The sequence below is a fragment of the Cellvibrio sp. genome, from assembly GCF_039207905.1.
Classification (GTDB): domain Bacteria; phylum Pseudomonadota; class Gammaproteobacteria; order Pseudomonadales; family Cellvibrionaceae; genus Cellvibrio.
The window spans coordinates 17,063-39,223 of record NZ_JBCECX010000013.1 but is presented as its reverse complement, the minus strand read 5'-3'; the positions used below and the strand labels follow the sequence as shown (position 1 = coordinate 39,223).

At 44.5% G+C, this 22,161-nt stretch carries 12 protein-coding genes; 8 read left to right on the top strand and 4 right to left on the bottom strand.

All coding sequences use genetic code 11. The annotated features are described in order from the left end of the window. Nucleotides 1-25 precede the first annotated feature (25 nt). The 8 genes from AAGC78_RS09725 (at nt 26) to AAGC78_RS09690 (ending at nt 17,842) form a co-directional block, all read left to right on the top strand. Nucleotides 26-3,847, top strand: a complete 3,822-nt coding sequence (locus AAGC78_RS09725; protein WP_435783877.1) for a baseplate J/gp47 family protein — start codon at nt 26-28, stop codon at nt 3,845-3,847. Between the two features lie 12 nt (nt 3,848-3,859). After that, nucleotides 3,860-4,639, top strand: a complete 780-nt coding sequence (locus AAGC78_RS09720) for a hypothetical protein (RefSeq protein ID WP_435783876.1) — start codon at nt 3,860-3,862, stop codon at nt 4,637-4,639. Between the two features lie 15 nt (nt 4,640-4,654). Next, nucleotides 4,655-4,993, top strand: coding sequence for a hypothetical protein (locus AAGC78_RS09715; protein WP_435783875.1), 339 nt, complete (start codon nt 4,655-4,657; stop codon nt 4,991-4,993). Next, complete coding sequence (locus AAGC78_RS09710) at nt 4,990-7,530, top strand: hypothetical protein (RefSeq protein WP_435783874.1); 2,541 nt, start codon at nt 4,990-4,992, stop codon at nt 7,528-7,530. Before AAGC78_RS09715 ends, AAGC78_RS09710 begins: the two co-directional genes overlap by 4 nt. Before the next feature lie 3 nt (nt 7,531-7,533). Further along, nucleotides 7,534-11,922 (top strand): contractile injection system tape measure protein, encoded by a 4,389-nt coding sequence (locus AAGC78_RS09705; RefSeq protein WP_435783873.1) that lies wholly within the window; start codon nt 7,534-7,536, stop codon nt 11,920-11,922. A 23-nt stretch (nt 11,923-11,945) separates the two neighbouring features. Then, the gene (locus AAGC78_RS09700; RefSeq protein ID WP_435783872.1) at nt 11,946-13,301 is read left to right on the top strand and encodes an ATP-binding protein; all 1,356 of its coding nucleotides are present in this window, start codon (nt 11,946-11,948) and stop codon (nt 13,299-13,301) included. Nucleotides 13,302-13,307: 6 nt separating this feature from the next. Next, nucleotides 13,308-16,325, top strand: a complete 3,018-nt coding sequence (locus tag AAGC78_RS09695) for a hypothetical protein (RefSeq protein WP_435783871.1) — start codon at nt 13,308-13,310, stop codon at nt 16,323-16,325. Between the two features lie 71 nt (nt 16,326-16,396). Further along, nucleotides 16,397-17,842 (top strand): eCIS core domain-containing protein, encoded by a 1,446-nt coding sequence (locus AAGC78_RS09690; protein WP_435783870.1) that lies wholly within the window; start codon nt 16,397-16,399, stop codon nt 17,840-17,842. Between the two features lie 39 nt (nt 17,843-17,881). Here AAGC78_RS09690 and AAGC78_RS09685 read toward each other — a convergent pair whose 3' ends face one another. The 4 genes from AAGC78_RS09685 to AAGC78_RS09670 all read right to left on the bottom strand — a co-directional run bounded on the left by AAGC78_RS09685 (nt 17,882) and on the right by AAGC78_RS09670 (nt 22,148). Further along, nucleotides 17,882-19,054 (bottom strand): hypothetical protein, encoded by a 1,173-nt coding sequence (locus AAGC78_RS09685; protein ID WP_435783869.1) that lies wholly within the window; start codon nt 19,052-19,054, stop codon nt 17,882-17,884. Next, a complete protein-coding gene (locus AAGC78_RS09680) occupies nt 19,047-20,420 on the bottom strand; it encodes a pyridoxal-dependent decarboxylase (RefSeq protein WP_435783868.1) in 1,374 nt (457 codons plus the stop codon). Before AAGC78_RS09680 ends, AAGC78_RS09685 begins: the two co-directional genes overlap by 8 nt. Before the next feature lie 181 nt (nt 20,421-20,601). Then, a complete protein-coding gene (locus AAGC78_RS09675; protein WP_435783867.1) occupies nt 20,602-21,366 on the bottom strand; it encodes a ThuA domain-containing protein in 765 nt (254 codons plus the stop codon). Nucleotides 21,367-21,470: 104 nt separating this feature from the next. After that, nucleotides 21,471-22,148 carry a YkgJ family cysteine cluster protein gene (locus AAGC78_RS09670; RefSeq protein WP_435783866.1) on the bottom strand — a complete coding sequence of 226 codons (678 nt, stop codon included), beginning with the start codon at nt 22,146-22,148 and terminating at the stop codon, nt 21,471-21,473. Nucleotides 22,149-22,161: the final 13 nt, after the last annotated feature.

Genomic DNA, 22,161 nt, shown 5'->3' with positions numbered 1-22,161 from the left:
CGATGTGCAATCAGCGAGTGCAAGTATGAGTATCGCACCGGTTACGCAAACAGTGCCGCCTCTGCAGCTGCATGTCCGCGATGGCATGAGTCGGCAGCGACGCTATTTGTCTGCGCTTGCGCCGGGTTATTTCAACGTCGATGAAATGTCATTCGAGCAATTGCTCACCCAGATGCAGGATTACGCGCGTTTGGTGCAATTGCCAGGAGTGGAATTTTCGCGCGAGGATATAGAACAAATACTATTTGCGCGCGACGAAATTGTAGTGATCGCGCAAATTATGGCCCTGAATGTGGATGATCTGGAGCGCCGTTTTAAAACTCGCTTGCAGCAGGAAATTGAGAGTGAAGAGTGGGCATTAAGCGAAGCACAAAATCCCGCCTCGGTATTGGGTTTGGCGCGCATGCTGGACCGGTGGCTGTGCCTGCTGAAACACCCACAAAGTGATGCCGGTGAAAATCTCTACGGCTTGATTGAAAGTGTCATCCTTGGTCTAGCCAAAGAAATGTACCGCGTGCACGGTGTTATGCCTGAACGGGTTAAACAATCGAATTATTTTTCCGCGCATTTTATGAGCCTGATTACCACCGGTGATGAGTTGGATGAGCAGCGCGATGAAGAAAATCAAAATCCCCATGTTGCGCTAAATATTCGCTCACTATTTTCATCGCTACTTAAAGCAGCGGATATGGTGCAAGTCGGTGCGCGGCAATTATTGCCGGAATCCATGCACAGCAAAAATCATGATCCCGCTCTGGCATTACGCGTTGCTTTCGTTACTCTCTATCAAAAATTACAGCTGCGCTTGAATCGCTTTACGCTGGATTTTATCGATTTTTATTTTACCCAGGTATTACAAGCAAAGCCGCGCCCGGTAAAACCGGATAGTGTGTATCTGGTATTTCAACCCGGTGCCAAAGAGCGGGAAATATTTTTACCCAAAGGTACAGAGTTTTTTGCCGGTATTGATACTGCCAGCCGCGATATTGTGTACGTCTCTGATGCTGATGTGATTGTTAACGATGCGCAGGTAGAGCAGTTATACAGTTTGTACTTTCCACGCTTCAATCTCGACTTGCGCAAGAACTTGGGCGCGCCAGCAACTCAAGAGAAAACAAAAGTAAGCACACGCGCTAGTGTGTCACTGGCAGAAGGCTGCTGGTTAAACGAGATCAATGCGCAACCAAAAGCGGAAAAAAAGCAGCGCGACAAATTTATTGCGCAACCTTTTTTTGGGGCTGGGCGCCATGTATTCGGCAGTGATGGACGCGCGGGCGATTCTGCTACAGCTGCACGGCTCGGATTTGCCATTGCCAGCAATGTATTGCTGCTGCGTGAAGGCCAGCGACAAATTACTGTCGATCTGACATTTGAAGAACTGCAGCGTCAACCCTGGAGTAAGCTCAATAATATCCTGCGCCATCTGCCTAATATTAAAGACAGTATCGCCGATGATAAAGCCAAGTTCTTTGCTTACTTTAGTAAATTATTTCAGCTCAGCCTTACGACGGCAGAAGGTTGGCTGGCGATTGCAGAATATAAACCGGCATATCAGGCGACTGACGCATCGATCAAACCTAATACGATACGCTTGAGTTTTCTGCTACCGGAAAACAGCCCGCCGATTTGTACTTATAAAACCGATCTTCATGGTGATCCTCTCACTACCGCTTTACCCGTTTTACGTTTCACCCTGAAAGAAAATTACTTGCAGTACCCTTACGACATTCTCAAACAGTTAGTGTTGAAAGAAGTTCGTATTCAGGTCGATGTGAGAGGTTGCCACGATCTACTGTTGCACAACAATATTGGCCAGCTATCGCCACTTGCACCTTTTACTCCCTTTGGCCCAATGCCGGATGTAGGTTCCTATTTTATTGTTGGCCATGAAGAAACCCGCAGTAAACAATTAACTGCATTAACAGTTGATGTTGAATGGAGCGGATTGCCTGTTTGCGCTGGTGGTTTTAAAAGCTGGTATCGCGGTTACACACTGCCAAAAGAAAACCATCAATTTGTTGCCAATGTGAGTGTACTGGCTGATGGCCGCTGGCAACCAGTAGTTGCAGATGCTAATGGTGCGCAACCTCTGTTTAATTATCCGCTAAAAAATGGTACTGCTCATTTGGTCGCTGCAAAAACATTATCAGCGAATGCAGCAATTCCATTTTATAAACCGCAGGATCAATACCAGGCCAAGCGCCCGTTTAATTATTCACCGTCAACGCGTTCCGGTTTATTTAAATTTACCTTGCAAGGTCCCCAAGGTGCCTTTGGTCATCGCGAATATCCAACGCTGCTTGCGGAAGTACTAACACACAATACCCGTGCAAAACATCCACGCTTATCGCAGGCAATTCCCAATGCGCCCTACACTCCGGAAATCAGTGCAATCCGCTTAAATTATTCGGCGATGTCGACTATGACACTCGCCGATACTGGACGCGAAGATGATCCTTACTACAAGGATCAATTTTTTCATTTGCATCCCATGGGCTGGGAATCCATATCACCCTTGCGTCATCCGCGTTTATATTTATTGCCGCAGTATCCGGACGACGGCTCTCTATTTATTGGTATATCCGCGAGCGATATACAGCAGCTGAGTTTGTATTTTCATTTGCAAAATAATTCGCTGCCTTTGGGTGATGAATTGTTGACCGAAACACAAGATAAGGGTCGCGCACGCGCGCTTACACCAGCGGCATTATTGAGTTGGTCCTACTTGAGTGATAACCATTGGCGGCCGCTGAATCCGCGTTATATTTTGAGTGATTCCACCGAAGGTTTTATGACTTCCGGTATTGTCACCCTGACCATGCCGGAAAAAATAACCACCACAAATACAATTATGCCCGGCGGTTTATATTGGTTAAAAATCAGTGCAAACAAAGCGCTCAATCATTTCAGCGATTTATTTTCCGTTTATGCGCAAGCAGTAAAAGCCAGCTGGCGCACCGGCGAGCATCCGGCCGCAGAACATCCGATGCAACTACCTGCCGATACAATCAAACGCACTCGTCAAACTATCGCTGGTATTACCGGAGTGAGCCAAATCAGCAGTTCATTCGGTGGCGTACCGGCAGAAGACCTTGCGCATTTACGCACCCGCGTCAGCGAGCGTTTGCGCCATAAAAATCGCGCGCTAACGCCACTTGATTACGAAATGTTAATCCTGGAGAAGTTTCCGCACATTTATAAAGTGAAATGTTTTGCAAATTTACGCAGCGATCCAGCGTCGCCTATATGCCCAGGGCATCTCTTAATCATTCCTATTCCTCATCACCATTTAAATGATGGCGACAACTTCAAACCCTATTTTGATGGGCATTTGATGTTGGCAATCAAAGAATTTATCCAGCCGTTAACTCCCAGCGTGGTACAGGTTGCGGTGGAAAATCCGGTGTACGAAGAAGTACAAGTGCGCTGTGCAGTGCAATTTAAAAAAGGTCTGCATTTAGGACGCCATCAAAATTTACTCAATCAAGCGCTATGCGATTATCTCTCGCCCTGGTGCGGCGTGGGCAACACTGTGCATTTTGGTTGGAGCGTTAATGAGCAGGAAATCAGGTCTTTTATTCACAATCTGGAATATGTCGATTATGTAACTGATTTTTCGCTCCTGCGCATCGCACCGCAAACCGGTGGTTTATTTATTCTCGATGACACCGGCGGTGTCGAGGGCGTTGAAAAATATCGCCAAACACTCACGCCGACTTATGCCTGGAGCACTATGGTTCCACTGCAGCATCATTACATCCAGACAATTGATCAACGCCAACAAATCCATGCCCAACGCACGGGTGTAGACGAACTGGAAGTGGGCAGCACTTTCATTATTCCCTAATAGGCCAGCACGATGGAAAAGCTAGATAGAAATGCGCTGAAAAATAAATTCAAAAAAGGAAAGATGCCGTCTGAGCAGGATTTTTCCAATTTGATTGATTCCATGGTCAATATCCTTGAAGAAGGATTTGATAAAACCAGTCGCGATGGTTTGAAAATTTCGCAGTTAATGGGATCGGGTAGATTATTCAGTTTCTATAAAAATATTGCGGTGGAAAGTCCGCAATGGTTTCTGGAGCTGAGCACCAGCGAAAATAAATTGCATTTTGGTACGCCGAATAGTCCGCGCGTATTGAGCCTTTATGCCCACAGTGAGGATGCGCAAGGCAACTTGCGTGTTGCGGTTGGTATTAACAAAGAACATCCGCAGGCGACCCTCGATGTTGAAGGAACAATTGCCTCGACCGGGCGCATGGGAAAAAGCGGCGAAATGGCCGCACCAGCCGACGGCGAGTGGCATGACATTACCAGTGCATTAACCGGTTGCGAAGCATTTGAAGTTGTTGCCGGTGTGGGTGGGCAGGACGCAGATGGTAAATACGCCCTGCTCCATGCAACTGCGCTAAATACATTTAATGGCAAAAGCAGCATCAACACACAGGATGCACACTTCGGTAATAAATGTAACCGTATTGAATTGCGTTGGCAGCCAGTCCCCGACCAAGGTCAATTTCATTTTAAATTGCAAATGCGTGTGCAATGTTCTTACGGCAAAGGCATTTGGATTAAGTACCACCTGACTCGCTTGTGGTTTGATCCATTGATGTTAGAGAGCAACCAAGCACCGGAATAATACCGAGAAAACATTATGACTGATGCCAGCAAACGCGAATTACATTTATATCTCACTCTTGATCAGAGCAGCTTGATTCTGGAAGCTTTGGTCGAGCAACCTTTTAAATTAGTGTTTGAAATTATTGGCCAGCTAAATCATCAAGTGCAGCAATTTTATCGTGCAGATGCTGAGCCTGATACTCCGGCGCTATTTGTAATTAACGCGGCAGATTTCAGTTTGTGTATTCAGGCGTTGGGAGAACTTCCTTACAACCGGGTCTGTCAGTTGGTAAATAATTTGCACCAACAATTGCACACCCAACATGGGCAATTGGCAACTGAAAATAAAATAATCCAGGGCATTGAAAGATGAGTTCATCCGAAGTCATTGCCCGTGCGCAACAAGATCCCGATGGTCTTGATTTTGCCAGCTTGCGCGCCGATGGAATTGCCCGTGTGCAGGAACTCGCTGGTAATATCTGGACGGATTACAACTTACATGATCCAGGCGTGACTATTCTTGAGCAGCTTTGTTTTGGTTTAACCGAGCTGGCTTATCAGGCCAATGTGCCGGTTGCAGATTACCTCGCCAATGAGCGCGGCATGATTGATTTCAATCACTATGCCCTTTATAAGCCGCAGGATATTTTTCCTACACGCCCGGTTACCGCGGAAGACTATTGCAAACGCTTACTGGATGAAGTTCCGGAGATAGATGCAATTAATGTATCCACTGCTGATTACCCCGGTAGTTATGGCGCATGCATTTATCAAATCTCAATAAAGTTATTGGAACCACTTACCGGACCGGCCTATAGCGAGGAGCAAAAACAACAAGTCATACAACAAGTGCACAGCGTGTTTGTTAAAAACCGCAACCTTGGTGAAGATCTTGAGCGCGTAGTGATTGAAAAAAGCGAGCCCTGCTTTTTAAAAGGAGTAATTGAAACAGATGGCAAGCGCAATCAAGCTGATATTTATGCGGATGTTTTCTTCCAAGCTGCACGAAAAATTTCTTCCAATATTCGCATGGAACGCTACGAGGCTCTTGCTCAACAAGACGTTGATCTGGCCGATATTTTTACTGGCCCGCTTACTCGCCACGGTTATATCTATAGTAATGATCTTAATGCACAGGCCACCTCCAAGCCTTTGGAAGAGCTGAATGGACTGGTTGCACAAATAGATGGTGTTAAAAAGGTATACCGATTGGAGTTGGTGGATAGCGACGGTAAAGCACTCGATACCCAGACGCTCGACAAGCGTTCATTCTTTTTGAAGTTTCCCGATGATATTGAGCAACAACAGTGGCTCAAAATTGATTTTAATCCGGGCAAAACGACTGACCCTGCCGGTGTGGTAAAAGCGCGTGGCCAGACGATTGAAAAATTAATGGATGAAACAAGGCGATCCCTGCAAAAACTCGAATTTGAATATCGGGCGTTTCGCAACAATAAAACCAATACCGCCAACTTTTATTCCTTGCCGCAAGGGCGCCCTCATCAGCATTCAGCTTATTACTCGGTGCAGCATCATTTTCCTGTGGTCTACGGAATTAATGCAGCAGGTGTGCCGGGCAGCGAATCTATGGAGCGAAAAATACAGGCGCAGCAGCTTAAATCTTATCTCTATCCGTTTGAGCAGTTGTTGGCGAATATGATGGAGCATATCCAGAATTTACAACAACTCTTTAGTTTGCAAGAGCAACCGAATCATAGTTACTTCGCGCAGTTTCTCGACAATCATAATATCCCGAATTTTGTTGGTCTCTATACAAATAACAACATAGGCCTTGCTGACATACAAGAAATTCAAGCGCGCCATGACCCTGCAGCTGATCGGAAAAGCCGCGCGTTGGATACGTTACTGGCAATTTATGGTGAAGAGTTTTCACAAGAAGCCTTATTGCATTTTAATTACTACCACCAGGAGCAACCGGACTATTGGGCCATCGATAATAAAATGCGCTACCTGTTGCATTTGGTGGAAATCAGCAACAGTCGTTCAGGCGCATTTGATACCAGTGAACCTCATTGGCAATCAAGTAACCTGAGTAGCCTGCATAAAAAATTAAATATTCTGCTCGGCATCCAGCAGCTGGATAGCCTTGTACCTTTGGCAAAAAGTTTCAGCGCCAATCACATTGATCTGGTTAGCGATGAGCAGATTGGGCAGCGGTTGAATGAAGCAGATGCAGCTGCGCTTGAACAACAGGCCGTTCCTATACTCAAGTCCGCGCAGCAACAAAAATTACAGCAGTGGAGTTACACACCAAGTAAAGCCTTGACATTGAGCCCGGCAATGATTACCGAAGGCACCAGTATTGATGCTTATCGCCTGCGCGCCCATGAACAAGGCGACCAAGTGGATGTGTATTTCTACTCGCACACACATAAACGTTGGACACCGTTAAAAAAATCCGTCTCGCGTGATCAAGCTATCGCATATGTGCACAAATTCAAAAAAATCATCACCGATATAAATGCCAGTTCGGAAGGTTTCTATTTACTCGAGCACATATTATTGCGCCCGAAAAACAATTCCGGTCCCAATTCAAATGGCAGTAGCCAAGACAATTATGACGATAATTTCTACAACTGCCGATTAAGTTTTGTTTTTCCAAAATGGACGGCGCGCTTTGCAAATCCGGCTTTTCGTCACTTTGCAGAAAAAACCTTAGCCAACCAATTACCTGCGCATTTATTTCCACAGGTATTCTGGCTGAACCTCACCGAGATGGAGCAATTTGAAAGTGTCTATCGGCCTTGGTTGGAATGTTTGCAGGAGCATGAACAGCAGAAATTAACTGGCGATCCAAACGCAAGCACTACAGCAAACCTCAACCAAGCCGCGCAAAAAGTACGCGATTGGTTAGAGAAACAAACGCCATCTGCGGCCTATTGGATTTAAACCATGTACGCCGAGCATCACATTGATGACCTGATTATTGATTTGTCATTTACGACAACCAGGCTCGCTCGCCATGAAAAAGCTGCGCTTGCGGAGTGGCTTAGCGATGATCTTTTGCCTGCAATAGATCAGCTATTTTCGCGTATATCGCCCGGTAAACAGATTCTGCGTTTTGAAACCCTGGAATTTGATTTTGGCAATCTGGATAGCCGCAACTATCAACAGAAAATTCGCGAGCAGCTGCTGGTGCAATTTACGCGCTTACTACAAGCGCAATTAATTGCATTGCCGCTAGCGAGTTCTGGACAATTCTTTTCAGCACAAGATGAACAACAGTCCCAAGCTGCCTTGGCACAGACGCTGGAATATCTGTCGACTGGGAAAATACGCGCGCATCACAGCGACCACAATGTGTCTGACTCTTCAGCTTTTTATGGAGCGCAGCGCCGGTTATCAGTGGATAAAGCTATTGCATCGCATGCGAACGACAACAAACAGGAAACATCAACGCCAAGCAGTGAAGCCTCGGTAAATGTGGAGGTTATCAAACCTATAACCGGATCAGGAATTCATGAGCAACTACTGGAACAAGTATTAGGGCAACACAATATTGCCGAACTCCTCCGACAATTTCCTGATAAAAATACCTTAGTGCAGCGACTCCTGAAACAGTTTTCCGAACAGCAGCGACTGGAAATTTTGCGGCAGCTGATACCACTACACTTGGAAACTGCAGTTACGCTATTAGATCTACTGCAATTTATTAAGGATAATTCGGGTGTGCACTACTCAATCAATAGTGCTGCAATAAATACCATCGATAACAAGCTACTGCATAACATGGTATGGCAAGAATTGCTTCTCGATGGATTGGAAAATGAATTTAGTGCAGGGAATCTATGGTTATCCAAGTTGATTAACCGGATCGCAACTGCGCTAAGCGTGCCAAGCGCGCAGTTGCAGCAATATTTATTAGCAATTCAATTACCAGAGCATTCAACAGAAAACGCGCCGGCAAAACTGCAACAACAGATTGCACAAACTGCAGCTTCTGCTGGTCGGTTTGATGCTGGAACCAATATAGACCAAATCAGTATTGCTGTAGATAATCAGTTAGATAAAAACCAGCGGCATAATCCGGATAATATACGCCTGTTAATTGCAACAGCTCTTGTCCGGGGTGATGCACATCCATTACTGGAACTCTGGCCAGAGTTAATAACCAGTGAATCACAACTTGTATCAACGGCATTAAAGCACTATTTAATTCGTCCGGAAATTCGCCAGCAAGTAATGCTGAATTTTCCTATCCCATTGCTGGTGGATATGGTGGGTTTATTAGCCCCACAACTCAACACGCTATTTTTGCAGCTGCAAGGAAAAGTCGTATTACTCATAGATTCAGTTCATGAGTTGTCAGGGTTTAGTGGACATAAATTATCTGTAGAGCAATTTCAACGACGTTTATGGGAAATTGCCATTGAACTGGTATTGAAGGATGAATCTGGAATCTCAACTGCTAATAGCAGAGCGAACGAAATAGATAGCACGACAGGCAAAGTTAATAATAGCTTAAACGAAAAAGCATTTTTAATAGCAGTAATTACTGCCTACGCTCAATCGAATTCAGTTGAACCGCAATCGTTACACCAACGCTGGCTTGCACTCCTAAATAATCTTCCCCTAATAAGATCGCCAAAAAGTACAAATCATAAGGACGATGATAATTTACCGATAGCCAAGCTTGAACATAGTCTGCTTGATAAATCTTCAGACACCTATTCGTTAGAGAACCAAACTCAGGAATATAGTGAAAATTGGCCACAAGATAGTTTTTCATCTAGCGCGCGTGATTTTATTGCAGAACGAAAATCGCCGATTATCACATCAAGTGATCTCACCAAAGTAAGCGATCATCAATTATTTGACTTATGTTTACGCTTAAAAAGTGGCGCCCTGACTTGGAGCCAGTTACCGGATGAAATTGAGTTATTGCAGCGGTTGATCAGTAGTTATATTCGGCTGGGTCATAGCGCTACCGCAGAAAACTGTGCTGACTTTGTTGCTGCTATAGATATGCAAGCTGAGACTACAGCGTCAAGAGTGAGTTTTTACACCAGGGTTTTACAGGCATTGATAGCGGACAAACTTGTTGATTTGGAAGAGATTGCATTAGGGTTAGCTACAAATGTAAACGTAGCTAAAAATTTAAATACAGAGCAAACTACAAATAACATCACAGCCAGTAATGAAGCCACCAAAGTCCGTACATTAACGGTAAGTGATGCAGCAACGAAAATCCGTTCTGAGCAAGCAATAATACCGATATTCAATTTTACTGCAGCGAATGTAGATAGCAGTTTGTCGCTGGATCAGTTAGCTGCTCAGCTTTACCAAGGGAAAATTCAACTCCAAGCATTGCAATTAAACCAGGATCAGCTCGCTCAATTAATTGACACATACGTTTATTCAAATACTGATATTGCCAAAGAAATGCAGCCTGAATTGCTTACTGCAATTCACCAACATGCCTGGCGAGTTAGCAATATCGAAGTGTATTATGAAAGAGTACTGCAACAGCTTATTGATAAGACAGCTTTGGATTTAACAGTCATTAGTGAACAGACAGACATTGCCCCACAAATAATAAACTCCACTCTTATATCGTCACCGTTGGAAACCAATTCAGCATTGGAATCAACAGCCATTGAAATATCTGTATATCAACAACGGGAAGTTGATTTATTGCCAGCAGCTGTATCAAGCAATCACACAACATCACTTACAAATAGCCAGGTTATTCGGCACGAATCAGCGTCCTGGATGGAGATTAAAGTTGTTCCTGCTAATGCTAGTGCAATTGTCCAATCCATTCTTGTTGCCTCTAATTCAGCTGAGCGCCTACGGCAATTGAATATTGATGCCCAGCAATGGCAGTTGCTGATTGCCGAATTTATTCGTCAAAGTAATAAAACAATTGGTGAGTACGATGATGAATTTTTGCAAGCCATTGATAATTTTGCACGCAGATCGGTAAATACCAATGTCTATTATCGTTTGGTAGCTAATGCCTTGGTAAAGCAGTTACCTATTGATCTGGAGGCTTTTGCAATCGCAACAACGGCCAACATCAGTTATACACCGCTTGTTAAAAGTGAACAGCTTGATCCTGCCCTAAATAATTCAATAACAACAGAAAATCAATCTACGCCTGTGGGTACGGTTAATAATATTTCACCAGATTCGGCAATAGAGTATTCACAGTTAACAGGGAGTGACGAATCCTTGCATAAACCGACGATTTCCTTGGCGCAACTACTGGCTGCGGAGCAGCCGTTGAATCAGGAACAATTATTGGCGCTGCAGCAGCACATTAATATTTTAATTAATCATTCAAATCCCGCACTGCTTGCTGAATGGCAAAAGTTGTTGGCGGATACCAAGTATTCACAACGGTTGGTGAATGAAGTACCTGCGCATCTGCTGCACAAAATAGTTATGCGCTTGCAGCCGGATGCTTATGTCTGGCTCGATTCCGTTGTTAAGGCGGTGATTGAGGCTTTGGCCCTGTTGATTACCGATATCAATAGTCTGGTTATTAAACAAATTAAATGGCTGTTTATTTTTAGCTACTTATTTTCACAGGATAAGAGCAATAACACTAAAACCGAAAATACAGCGCATGCAACTGAGTTATCGCGCGTATTGTGTGAGCAGCTTGCCGTCGCCATGGGAATGGACGATGTACAAAGGCTCATTAATTTAACGCAACGTCGAATTGCATTGCTAAGGCCACCGGCACAACAGAAGCCGTCAATGCGTTTACAAGATGTTGCTGCAATATCTAACCAGCAAAACGACGGATCTGCGCCGCAATGGGATGCGGGTTTGCATATTAATAATGCTGGCCAGGTATTGGCTGCGGCATTCCTGCCGCGATTGTTTTCCATGTTGAATCTAATGAGCGATGGAAAATTTATTGATCTTGGCGCAGCTGACCGCGCAATACACTTATTGCAATTTATGGTCACGGGTAACAGCCAAACTCCTGAATATGATTTGGTGCTAAATAAAATTTTATGTGGAGTCGGAACCAGTATTCCGGTTAGTGCAGGAATTGAAATAACAGAGCAGGAACAAACACTGATCGAACAAATGCTCACCAGTATGATCCAGCACTGGAAGGTATTGGGTTCAACGTCAATTGCCGGTTTGCGCGAAACATTTTTCCAGCGACAAGGTTGGTTAGTTCTGGAAGACGATTGCTGGCGATTAAAAGTAAAGGAGCAGACCTTCGACATGCTGATCGACCACCTGCCCTGGAGCATCAGTCTGATTAAACATGGATGGATGGATAAACCCCTGCGTGTTTCATGGCGCAATGATTCCTGACAACTACTTGAGATATCTGTGCAATGATTATTAGCCAAGCCAATGCGAAAACACTCGAACAGGAACTTGCCTGGTTTGATGCTGTGTTGAATTTGCGCTTCACCCATTATTTTGGCTCGCCTGATATCCAAAAGGAAACGGCTGATATCCGCACGCTCACACCCCCGGATTTAAGCAAAGACGAATCCGCTTACGCGCAGGTTATCCGCGATTATGAAATGGGGTTTGATGAGCGCCTGATATTTATTCTTTGCTTAATTCCGCATCTGCGTCCGCAGGCACTGGATATATTTTTCACCCAGAGCCAGGTTACTGGCCGGACTTACACTGAATTTGGTGGCTGGCGCGGCAAAGCCCACAGTGGTTTTTTGCCCACTGCAGAAACTGCCGTGTTTATTTTAGCGGGGCAGGAATTGAACCGGCGTTTTGATGCGCTGCAATTATTTGATGAACAGCACTACTTTTTAAAACAGCGGCTAATCAAGTTGGAGCATCAGGCGAGCGGTGAACCATTTTTAAATGCGACTATCTCGGTAACTTCTGAATTTTTGCATCGTTGTACCCATGGGCAAGTGCACAAGCCCGACTACAGTATTGAGTTTCCCGCAAAACTGATTACCAGCAAACTCACTTGGAATGATTTGGTGTTGTCGCAGGATGTGATGGAAGAAATTGATCATCTGCATACCTGGCTTCACCAAGGGAAGGAGCTGGTTAATCGCTGGGGTTTGGATAAATCAGTTAAGGCAGGTTATCGCAGTTTATTTTTCGGGCCACCAGGAACGGGAAAAACCTTAACCGCGACGTTGCTCGGTGCAAGTGTTGGAGTAGATGTTTACCGCATAGATTTATCCATGGTGGTTTCAAAATACATTGGTGAAACCGAAAAAAATCTCGCCGGTGTATTTGACCAAGCTGAAAATAAAAACTGGATTTTATTTTTTGATGAAGCTGATGCGCTCTTTGGCAAACGCACCCAAACCAGCAGTTCTAATGATCGCCATGCGAATCAGGAAATCTCCTATTTATTGCAGCGGGTAGAAGACTTTCCCGGTGTGGTGATTCTTGCCAGTAACATTAAAGCCAATATTGATGAAGCTTTCGCGCGCCGCTTCCAGTCTATTATTTATTTTCCATTGCCTGATGAAACGGAACGTTTGCGGCTGTGGAAAAATTTATTACCCAATGATTCGCTCTTGGCAAAGGACGTGGATTTAGGGGCGCTTGCAGAGAAGTATGAATTATCGGGCGGCTCCCTAACCAACGTTGTCCGCTACGCTGCAATTCGTGCGACGCGTATGAAACGCCAGCAATTGGAGCAAACCGATTTATTACAAGGCATCAATAAAGAACTTCTCAAGGAGGGGCGTACGCTCTAACTGATCATGACTATTGCCTCATCACTAAAATCGCTTGGTCTGCTGCTGGTATTTTTATTGCCAGTTGTAGCCGCAGCGCAAACCTTGCCCGAAGGTGCAACGGAAAATAAAGACAAGTGTCTGGGCTATGATTTGCCCTACAAACAATATTCGCGCGCGCTGGTTAATCAAATACAGGCTGACTTATTCCAGATATACCAGAATGATCCGGAATGGAAATCCACTGCAAAGCAAACTGGGCGCCCGTTGAATGATGGACTTTTAGGACCTATTACCTGGTCGTGGATGCAGCGTCTGTGTAGTCACTTTGCCCTTGAACAAGCAGTAGACATTGTCACGGAATTTCCGCAACGTTTAGCGGACTTGGCAAATTTCGCCAAGGCGTATCCAGCTGAAATAACACAATTAGTCAGTCGGGAATTTGCGCACTGGAGTGTGACCAATCCAAATCTATGCGAACTTAATGCACGCACCATTCTTTATCGCGGCAATAATGCGGAATTATTAAAACTGCTGCGTTGCTATCAAGACAGCTTGAAGCCTGCTGCACCGCCGCCGCAACAAACCCTTAGTCCGCAAAAAGCGCAACCCCATAGTTTGTATGTATTACGTGCGGACGATTATATTGCATTGGAAAAGCCGGACGGCTTGGTGACATTGGTTAATCAATTAAGCAACAAAACCTTTTCCGATCAAACCAGCGCTGCGAATGCGATTAATGAGTTGCTCAAGGACCAAAGTGAGGAGACGCGCAATGGTTTGCGCTCAGAAATCATTTCCAAATTGCAGATCGTTGAAACCTATCAACTGACCGATGAAATTCTAGCGTCGCTCTTTAAATCCGGTATTGGTGATGCACTGTTTGTTGAGCTCAAAGCAATACCGCAAACGCCATTTACCTCTGAAGCCAGTTTCAAAACTGCAATCAATGCAGCGATACAAAAAGCCCAGGCTGCTGAAACTGTAGTTTCAGAAAATCCTGCAGTTCAACCATCATCTGCTGAATCATCCTCGAGTACACAATCAACCATCAATACCAGTGGCGATGCAAATGGTAATAGCGCGGCGCAAAAAGCCAAGGCAAATTTGTTACTCATTGTGTTGGCGAGCAAGCAAAATAGCCTGATGTTAACGAAAGAGGCTGCACAAACTATCGCCAGCAGCATCGCGCATTTTCCACCGCGTCTGATAAAGCTATTAAAGGTCTTACAAGATATTGAATATCCAGAAGGTGAATTGCTGCACTACGCAATACAGAATAAATTGATTAAAGGGTTGTTGATTTGCAAAGTCGATAAACCGAATACACTTGATATTAATGTCGATCGACTGAGTGCAACCGAAAAAGAAGAACTGCGCTCAGAATTAGCAACTATCTTTCCTTCCAGCATCACTGATACTGATGAATTACCTATTTGCAATGACACACACTATCAAAATATCCAGCGCGAATATGACAAGTCGCTGCGCGCGGCAATCGAGCAAGTCTATAGCGAGCCAATGCCGGAATATAAACCGTTAGATATATTATGGAGCGGTGATGCCTGTGGTTGTGTGCCCAAAGAAATTGCTACCACGGCTTATGGCATTTATCCCTATTGGGCGACCGGTGAAAAAGAGCAGGAATTTGATTTCAGCACTTTCTCGCGTGTTGCTTATTTTGGTTTAACCGTTAACCAAAGCGGACATCTGGTACAAATCAACGCCAAAGGCCAGGCACAAACTTTAGTGCATGATAATACCGAGAAGAGTAAAGCCTTTATTTCGACCGCACGCCGTTACGGTAGCAAAGTAGATTGGGTAATCGAAAAAGATTGGAGCACATTTACAAATGAATCCATTGCTGCAAATCCGACGCAATTGGAAGTGGTATTGAATAATCTCAAATTGAACATCGTAACTCTTTTAGATACACCTATGACGGATGCTGAGTCTGTACTACGCCCTTACCTGAGTTTGGGGCTTGCGGGAAAAGCCACTAATGGTGACGGTGTAACCTTGTATTTTAAAAACTATCCGGATTCAGATGCAGCCAAGAAAATATTCGCTGAGTTTTTTACCTCAGTAAAAGATGAACTAAAGAAACTGAGTAAGAAACATGCGAGCTTTCATCGCAAAGAACCAAAGCTCTATTTTAACTTAATGATAAGGCAAAATGATTTCACTGCCGACGAAGGCGCTTTCACCAGCACCAATATTGAACAGCTGATTAAAACCCAGAATCTGGTGGATACCAATTTATCGCTTATTGAAATGCAGGATCGGTTGGAATCAGTAGTGCTCCTTGTTCTGGAGGAGCCCTATTACAACGCGCTTGATGAAATTTATGCGTTGACCTCTGGTACCAGTCGCTCGGTGATTATGCCGATGATGATTGCCAACTATGCAGATATGAATCGGCAAGAACAACGCGAAGCCTTGAGCAAAGGTATGGCGAGTGATGAACGTTTTAAAAAGTTGGCGTACATCCATGAGAGTTTTGGTGGTGGCGGTTTCTGGCCAATCACTACCTGGAATAAACCGGGTTATGAAGGCTTTAATGATTACGTCGCAACCCATTTTGCACCGGGTTATTCAAAGTCCGGTTGGAATGAAAAGCTTTGCGCGTATCGTTGGCAGTTAATCAGTGTGATGAATATCTGGCTGATACTTGCGCTTATTTTTGTGCTGGTAGCGTTTTATATCTACCCACATAAATGCCGCGAATTACCGTCAGCAATTAGTTGGTTATTAAAGCCATTTACATTAATTATTTTGCTATTACCACCCATTATTTTATGGGACTACCTATTGTTGGTGGATAACCAATTCCCATTGCTCAGCGTGACGAGCCTTTTAAGCATATTGCTGATTGTGCTCTCGTTGTGGGCTGTGCTGGATTCAATCAAAGAACTGAAAAAACAAAAGCCTAATAGAAATTTATTGCAACACCAGAAAATGATGGCAGTACCAAATCGATCTATTAATTCCACAGTATCGACAGATGAAATAGATGACACGGATGTAAGCGATAGTAATAAGTAAATATTGTAAACAACGTTAGTATGAACTTTACTCAACCTTATTAATTACGAAGGATTATCCAGGAGCGAACCATGTCCTACACCAGCAAACAAACCGCGCCAGAATCACAGCGCATTGAAAGCGGTGCGAATAAAGTTGTATCGCCCAAATTTGCCGACCAACGCGCCTCAACCAGCGTGCAATTAAAACAACAGGAAATGATGGGCGCAGTACAACGTGCAGGAATGGAAGAGGAAGAACCTCTGCAAGGTAAATTCGCTACCGCACAACGCGCTGAAGATGAAGAATTGCTTCAGGGGAAATTTGAAACGGCACAGCTAGCCGAGGAGGAAGAAGAGCCACTGCAGGGAAAGTTTGAAACCGCACAGCTCGCAGAAGATGAAGAATTGCTTCAGGGAAAATTGTCTAACTCTGATGCGGCTCAACTAGAAGAGAAACCGAATAATACGGGTTTACCAAACCAACTTAAATCTGGGATTGAGTCGCTTTCGGGAATGAGCATGGACAATGTGAAAGTCCATTACAACTCTGATAAACCTGCACAACTAAATGCGCACGCTTATGCACAAGGTACTGATATTCATGTAGCACCGGGGCAGGAACAACATCTACCACATGAGGCTTGGCATGTTGTTCAACAAGCGCAGGGGCGTGTGCAACCTACAGCACAAATGAAAGGCACATCAGTTAATGATGATGTGGGGTTGGAGACTGAAGCTGATGTGATGGGAGCAAGAGCAATATCTTATTCTACGAAAACAATGCAACGTAAGGTGTTAAAACCGATAAATAAGGGGCATTGTTTTTCCGCACAAAGATTGGCTTTTTATCATGGAGGCGGAAAAAGCTTTGTTGAATCCGCAATAGCCAATCCACATGCTGCAAAAGCATCAGAGGGGGAATTAGGTAGCAAGGGCATGTATTATTGGAAGGATGACGAAAATGCAGCTTTAATCTCAGCGGTGATTTACAACGCGGCTAAAGATTGGGCTGTGATGAAAATTGATGTAAAAAAGGAAGTGTACGACGCGAATCAAAATGCAATTAAGTCACTTGTATTCGCAAGTGATAGCGTTGCGCCGGTAAAGACTATAAACGGAACGAATAAGCGGGTATTAGGTGTTCATTATCGATTTATCCAAAACAATCTTGAAACGAAATTGAGTGATGCCAAGCCTGACAATAGTACAGAGGGTGTACTAGCAGATGAATATAAAAATATGACCGGACGCGAATTTCTTGATAGTTTTGATTTGATAATTTCACCGACCAAAGCCGATGCTTATATTCATAAAATGAAACAAGCCAGAGCAAACGATACGGCACTAACAAATATAATCTACGGTGAAGCCGGTGACGGAACTAAAAATACTTTCACCAAAACTTGGGAAGGGAAAATAACCGATGTAGGTCATCAGGCAACATTAGTGAATATGGGGTTGTCCAAAAAAAATGAAGTGCCTGATGTTATCCAGGGGCTGAATGGTAAAAAAGGAACGGTAGTAACTAAAAGCTAACTCCTGCACACAGAAGTTTATACCATTCAATTATCAATTTTAACGATTTTGCTCCAATCTAGTTGGCTCATGACTACAACTTTCCACATTCAATGTAGTCGGGCCAATTGCGCTGGCTGGTGCATCCATGCTGGAGTGTTGCCAGTTGAGCCAGTTGGCAAAACCAAAACCTATAACGAAAAGCAATGCAATCCAGAAGTTTTGTTTTGCGGTGAATTCGCGATCACAACGTAGTTCTACCAGATGGACGATTAGTTGTAGGAATATTGAGATAAACGAAATAATAATAATTTTCCCGAGGAAAGTGCCGTAAGGAAGCTTGGGGATTGAATCGGTGATAAAGAAGTTGAAAGCGTAGACGGTTAGCATCAGCGTGCTGATCAGTGATAATTGAGTTGCGCCATCTTTTACAAAGAAAATGCTCCAGGCACACAGCATAATGACGGTGAGCGGCAAAAAGATCTGTAGTAAAAAATATCCCGGGATGCGCTCAACCGTTAAGGTAAATGCGAACTGGGTAAATTTTTTCTCTGCTGTACTGTCTGCTAGATATTGATATTCCGCCTCACCGATTTGGCAAGCCCGTTTGGTGGCATGCCATTCCAGCATTGGCCATGAGCTAAGTTCTGTTGGGTAAACCCGGCTCTGTTCAGAAAAACGAACTTTGGATGCTGAATAGGAAAAAGGTTCAATCATTATCTGCAGCTGTTGCGTATCGAATGGAAACTTGCGGAAGTTCATCGAAGACTGCAAGGTTGCATTAAAACGCTCGTTGTAAAAAACACGCCCATCTTTGTAGATAACCAGTCTTTTATTGGAAACATCTTTAACACCTAACACATTGATTATTTCCAGTGATGGCATCCACACGTGCTCATGCCAATCATCAACGTGACCATCCTCTAGCGTTATCGAGTCTTTTCCTTCTGGTACTAATTCGCCTGCGCGAGGATCTAACCAATTTGCACCCAGATAAGCATCGACATTAAAACTTTCGTCGACTGGGCGTATGTCGTAAATTTTATTGATGTTGAGCGTCAGACGCACATCGATAGGTAAGTCTTTAACCGGTTCCTGCACAGGAATAGCGATGGTCTCGTTATCGCCGATAATGACAGGATCTGGAGTAGCGCTTTTGCGGCTACTAACATCCGCTGCTGCAGATGTTGCGCACAGGCAAAAAAGCGTAAGAAGCAGGAATAGCTTATTCATAATGATGTTCTTGTTTCAGATGCTTAACAAAGCGGTCAATTATTGTTGTAGTGACTTGTTTAAGGATAATGATATGGCTGAGTGTGCCCTGCACTGTGTCTTCACTCGCCAATGAGAACAAATCGATAATGTTTTTACTTGGTTGGGTAAAACAAATCATGGGAGCAAGATAGTTTGGGGCAAAAACCTGAAAAGGTTTTTCGTCGATCCACAAGCGCCCTTCCAATTTTTTTAACTCTGTGTAAGCGTAATTCACCATCGTTTGTAAGGCTTTGACTTCTAGCAGATGTTCTGCATGAGTCTTGGTGGCGAAGTAATGCCACGCGTGTACGCAGGCGAGTCCGCTGCGCGAGCCGGAAAAAGTGGAGTCCGGTGAGCCGATATATTTTGGATGCACCGGGGGTTGCAAGCGGAATTGCCCGCGGGTGAGATAAACCCCAAAAGGAAAAGGTGCACCAATCCATTTATAAGGGCTTGCGCAAATGGAGCTGACTTGTGGAATACGGAAATCAAAGTGGGGAAAATTTTCAGCTTGTAATTCAAATGGCCAGTCGCCACTTTTTTGGCATTGTTCGATCCAGGGCAAGGTATTACCGCAGATGGCTGCATCGACATGAATCCAATAATTACGTGCAGAGCAATCATTAAAAATCTGTGGTAAACGCGCTACAATTTTTTCAATCGGATCAAATCCGCCTTTAAAGGTGGTGCCCATATTGAGTGCAAAAATAAGCGGATGGCCCTGCGCAAATAACAACTCAGCCCAATGCACTAATTCATCAATTGCAATCGCACCCGTGACATCCGAGCCAATAAAATCCGGTGCGCGTTTTTCCTGTGCGTCGCGATAGCTAAAACTTGAGGGTAAAGCAATTCCTAAAATATGCGCTGCTTTGGCAACAGAGTAGTGAGTCTCGCGGCTGGTCAATAAAACGGGCGGTAGTTGTTTGCGCGCAGGCGCATCGTGTTGCGCCTCGGCAAACCAGGGCGTTCCACCGGTTAGATAATCGCGCGCATTCCACAGGCCAAATAAATTTCCTTCGGTTGAACCCATGGTAGTGACGTAGCCCCAATAAGAACCGGCGCTGTTGGGAGTATCGGGATTCGGGGCATTCCAATGGCGTGCATAAAAATCCAGCACCGCTTGCTCTTGCGCTTTGGCATTTACGCGAAAATTGCCTTCGGTATAGGCATCGCCCAAATTCAAAAGATTAAGATTCAATAGCGGATAAAGTGCGGGATCAAATTGCACATGTTGGCTGGTTTGGTAACCGAGAAAATTTTCAGCGAGTTGGGTCGTTTTTTGGATAAAGTCATCAAGCTGTTGCTGATGATTCTCTGGTGAGAGTGAGTGAGCGTCGGGCATAGCCAATCCAGGGGAATATGTTTTTAATTGTTGTGCCTCCCTGCCATTACCTCGTTTGAGGGCGGCATGCTAACAACAAAAAACTGGATTGGCTATTTCAGTTTATTACGGCTGTTTTATTTTTTTATGGTCAGTATTTAAGAATGTTTTAAGCGACACACATTTATAAATTCGGTGCGTTTTACTTTTGGATTCCCTTGCCCGTTGCGGTCCAATAAATTCCACCCATCAAATGATTGAGATAGTTGGGATCTTTATACATTTCCACGTTATGACCCAGTGCTGTAACAAATACTCGGCCACCGTCATGTTGGTGATACCAACTAACCGGATGATCTTTTCCCATTCCTGTAGCAGTTTGCCCCGGCCATATTTTGGTGGGATCGTAACTATTTTCATCCACAGCTAACACCGGGTTGATTTTTACTTTATGCGGATTGGTGAGTTCGTACCATTCATCGCTCCAGATCCATTTTTCTGGCAAGCCAAAGGTTGCGGGGAATTTTTTATCCGCAACATTAACTACTGCGGTTTGTAACATCGGATGGATTTTAAATGAGCGCCCTACTAATTGTTCATACCAGGGCCAGCTACCCGCTGTGGTAATGATCGCGCGATGGACCACAAGTGCGTTACCACCGGTGCGAATGTAATTTTCAAATTGTTTGCGCTGTTGTTCGTTGAGTTCATCACCGGGTGTATTTAAAAACATCACCGCCGCGTATTGTTTTAGATCGCCCTCAAATACCTGTGGCTGGTTCGTCCAAGTAAATTCAAACGCGTGCAGTTTTGCGAGCTTTTCCAAACTCTCGCGCGCGACAGGAATATATTCGTAGTGATATTTGTTCGGTACGGCAAACACGAGCAATTTGAATTGGCTGTCTGCCTGAGCAATGGAGGTGCACAGGCACAGATAGGAAAGTGTCAAAAGAATGAATTTTTTCATTGAGCTGGCTGTCTTGTTTGTTATTCGTTCAGGCAGCTTTGCGTATTTTAAATTGGCCGGCAAGTCTATTTAACTAAATTTACCCAGATCAAAAAGGAAATTGTTTAGATAACCTCAATCGCATTGGGAAATGTTTTTTTACCGGTTTTGTAACGCTTCAGTGCGTTGGGTTCGGTGAAGACTTCAATCAGTGCTGTATTAAAATCATAGATGCGTGCGTCGCGCCCCGTCTGCTCTGCTGCTGCTTCAAAACCCTGGGTATGCGCATCGGCGTAAATAGCGACATCTTCGATCATGCCGGTTGCGATTTCCATGTTGTGCGGGTCATTGTGGGATTGCTCGCAAGCATTGGCATCGGTGGAGTGGAAATTGCGGCAGCGAAATGGGCGCACGGGATAAATGCTGCATTGATTATCTTGCAAGAGCGCGCATTTTAAATTGGTTGTCAGGTGCTGCTCAGGGGTAATGCTGCGGATAATCGCAGCGTTGGCTTTTGCTTCAGCCAGTACCGTCTCGATTTTTTCGGCGGTAAATGTTTTACCCATGTAATCGCGGATCAATAACATCTCATGCGCGCGCGCTTCTACTTTGTAATGACAACAAAATGCGCAACCTGCTTTGCAGGCTGGCTTGGTGGTTGAGTCATTAATCGCCTTGGCAATCAGATTGTCATAGCGCTCGTAGGATTTTTTTAATGCCACTAACGAATCCTTTCCCGTTGCAATCTGGGATGCGGATTTTTGGTATTCGCTGAGCGCGGCGGATTGGAATATATCGGACATAATAAACAACGTG

What these genes read in the sequence shown, in the direction of transcription:
- AAGC78_RS09705 (WP_435783873.1), top strand. Translation starts at nt 7,534, where the DNA reads ATGTACGCCGAGCATCACATTGATGACCTGATTATTGATTTGTCATTT.
- AAGC78_RS09710 (WP_435783874.1), top strand. Translation starts at nt 4,990, where the DNA reads ATGAGTTCATCCGAAGTCATTGCCCGTGCGCAACAAGATCCCGATGGT.
- AAGC78_RS09725 (WP_435783877.1), top strand. Translation starts at nt 26, where the DNA reads ATGAGTATCGCACCGGTTACGCAAACAGTGCCGCCTCTGCAGCTGCAT.
- AAGC78_RS09690 (WP_435783870.1), top strand. Translation starts at nt 16,397, where the DNA reads ATGTCCTACACCAGCAAACAAACCGCGCCAGAATCACAGCGCATTGAA.
- AAGC78_RS09695 (WP_435783871.1), top strand. Translation starts at nt 13,308, where the DNA reads ATGACTATTGCCTCATCACTAAAATCGCTTGGTCTGCTGCTGGTATTT.
- AAGC78_RS09720 (WP_435783876.1), top strand. Translation starts at nt 3,860, where the DNA reads ATGGAAAAGCTAGATAGAAATGCGCTGAAAAATAAATTCAAAAAAGGA.
- AAGC78_RS09675 (WP_435783867.1), bottom strand. Translation starts at nt 21,366, where the DNA reads ATGAAAAAATTCATTCTTTTGACACTTTCCTATCTGTGCCTGTGCACC.
- AAGC78_RS09685 (WP_435783869.1), bottom strand. Translation starts at nt 19,054, where the DNA reads ATGAATAAGCTATTCCTGCTTCTTACGCTTTTTTGCCTGTGCGCAACA.
- AAGC78_RS09670 (WP_435783866.1), bottom strand. Translation starts at nt 22,148, where the DNA reads ATGTCCGATATATTCCAATCCGCCGCGCTCAGCGAATACCAAAAATCC.
- AAGC78_RS09715 (WP_435783875.1), top strand. Translation starts at nt 4,655, where the DNA reads ATGACTGATGCCAGCAAACGCGAATTACATTTATATCTCACTCTTGAT.
- AAGC78_RS09680 (WP_435783868.1), bottom strand. Translation starts at nt 20,420, where the DNA reads ATGCCCGACGCTCACTCACTCTCACCAGAGAATCATCAGCAACAGCTT.
- AAGC78_RS09700 (WP_435783872.1), top strand. Translation starts at nt 11,946, where the DNA reads ATGATTATTAGCCAAGCCAATGCGAAAACACTCGAACAGGAACTTGCC.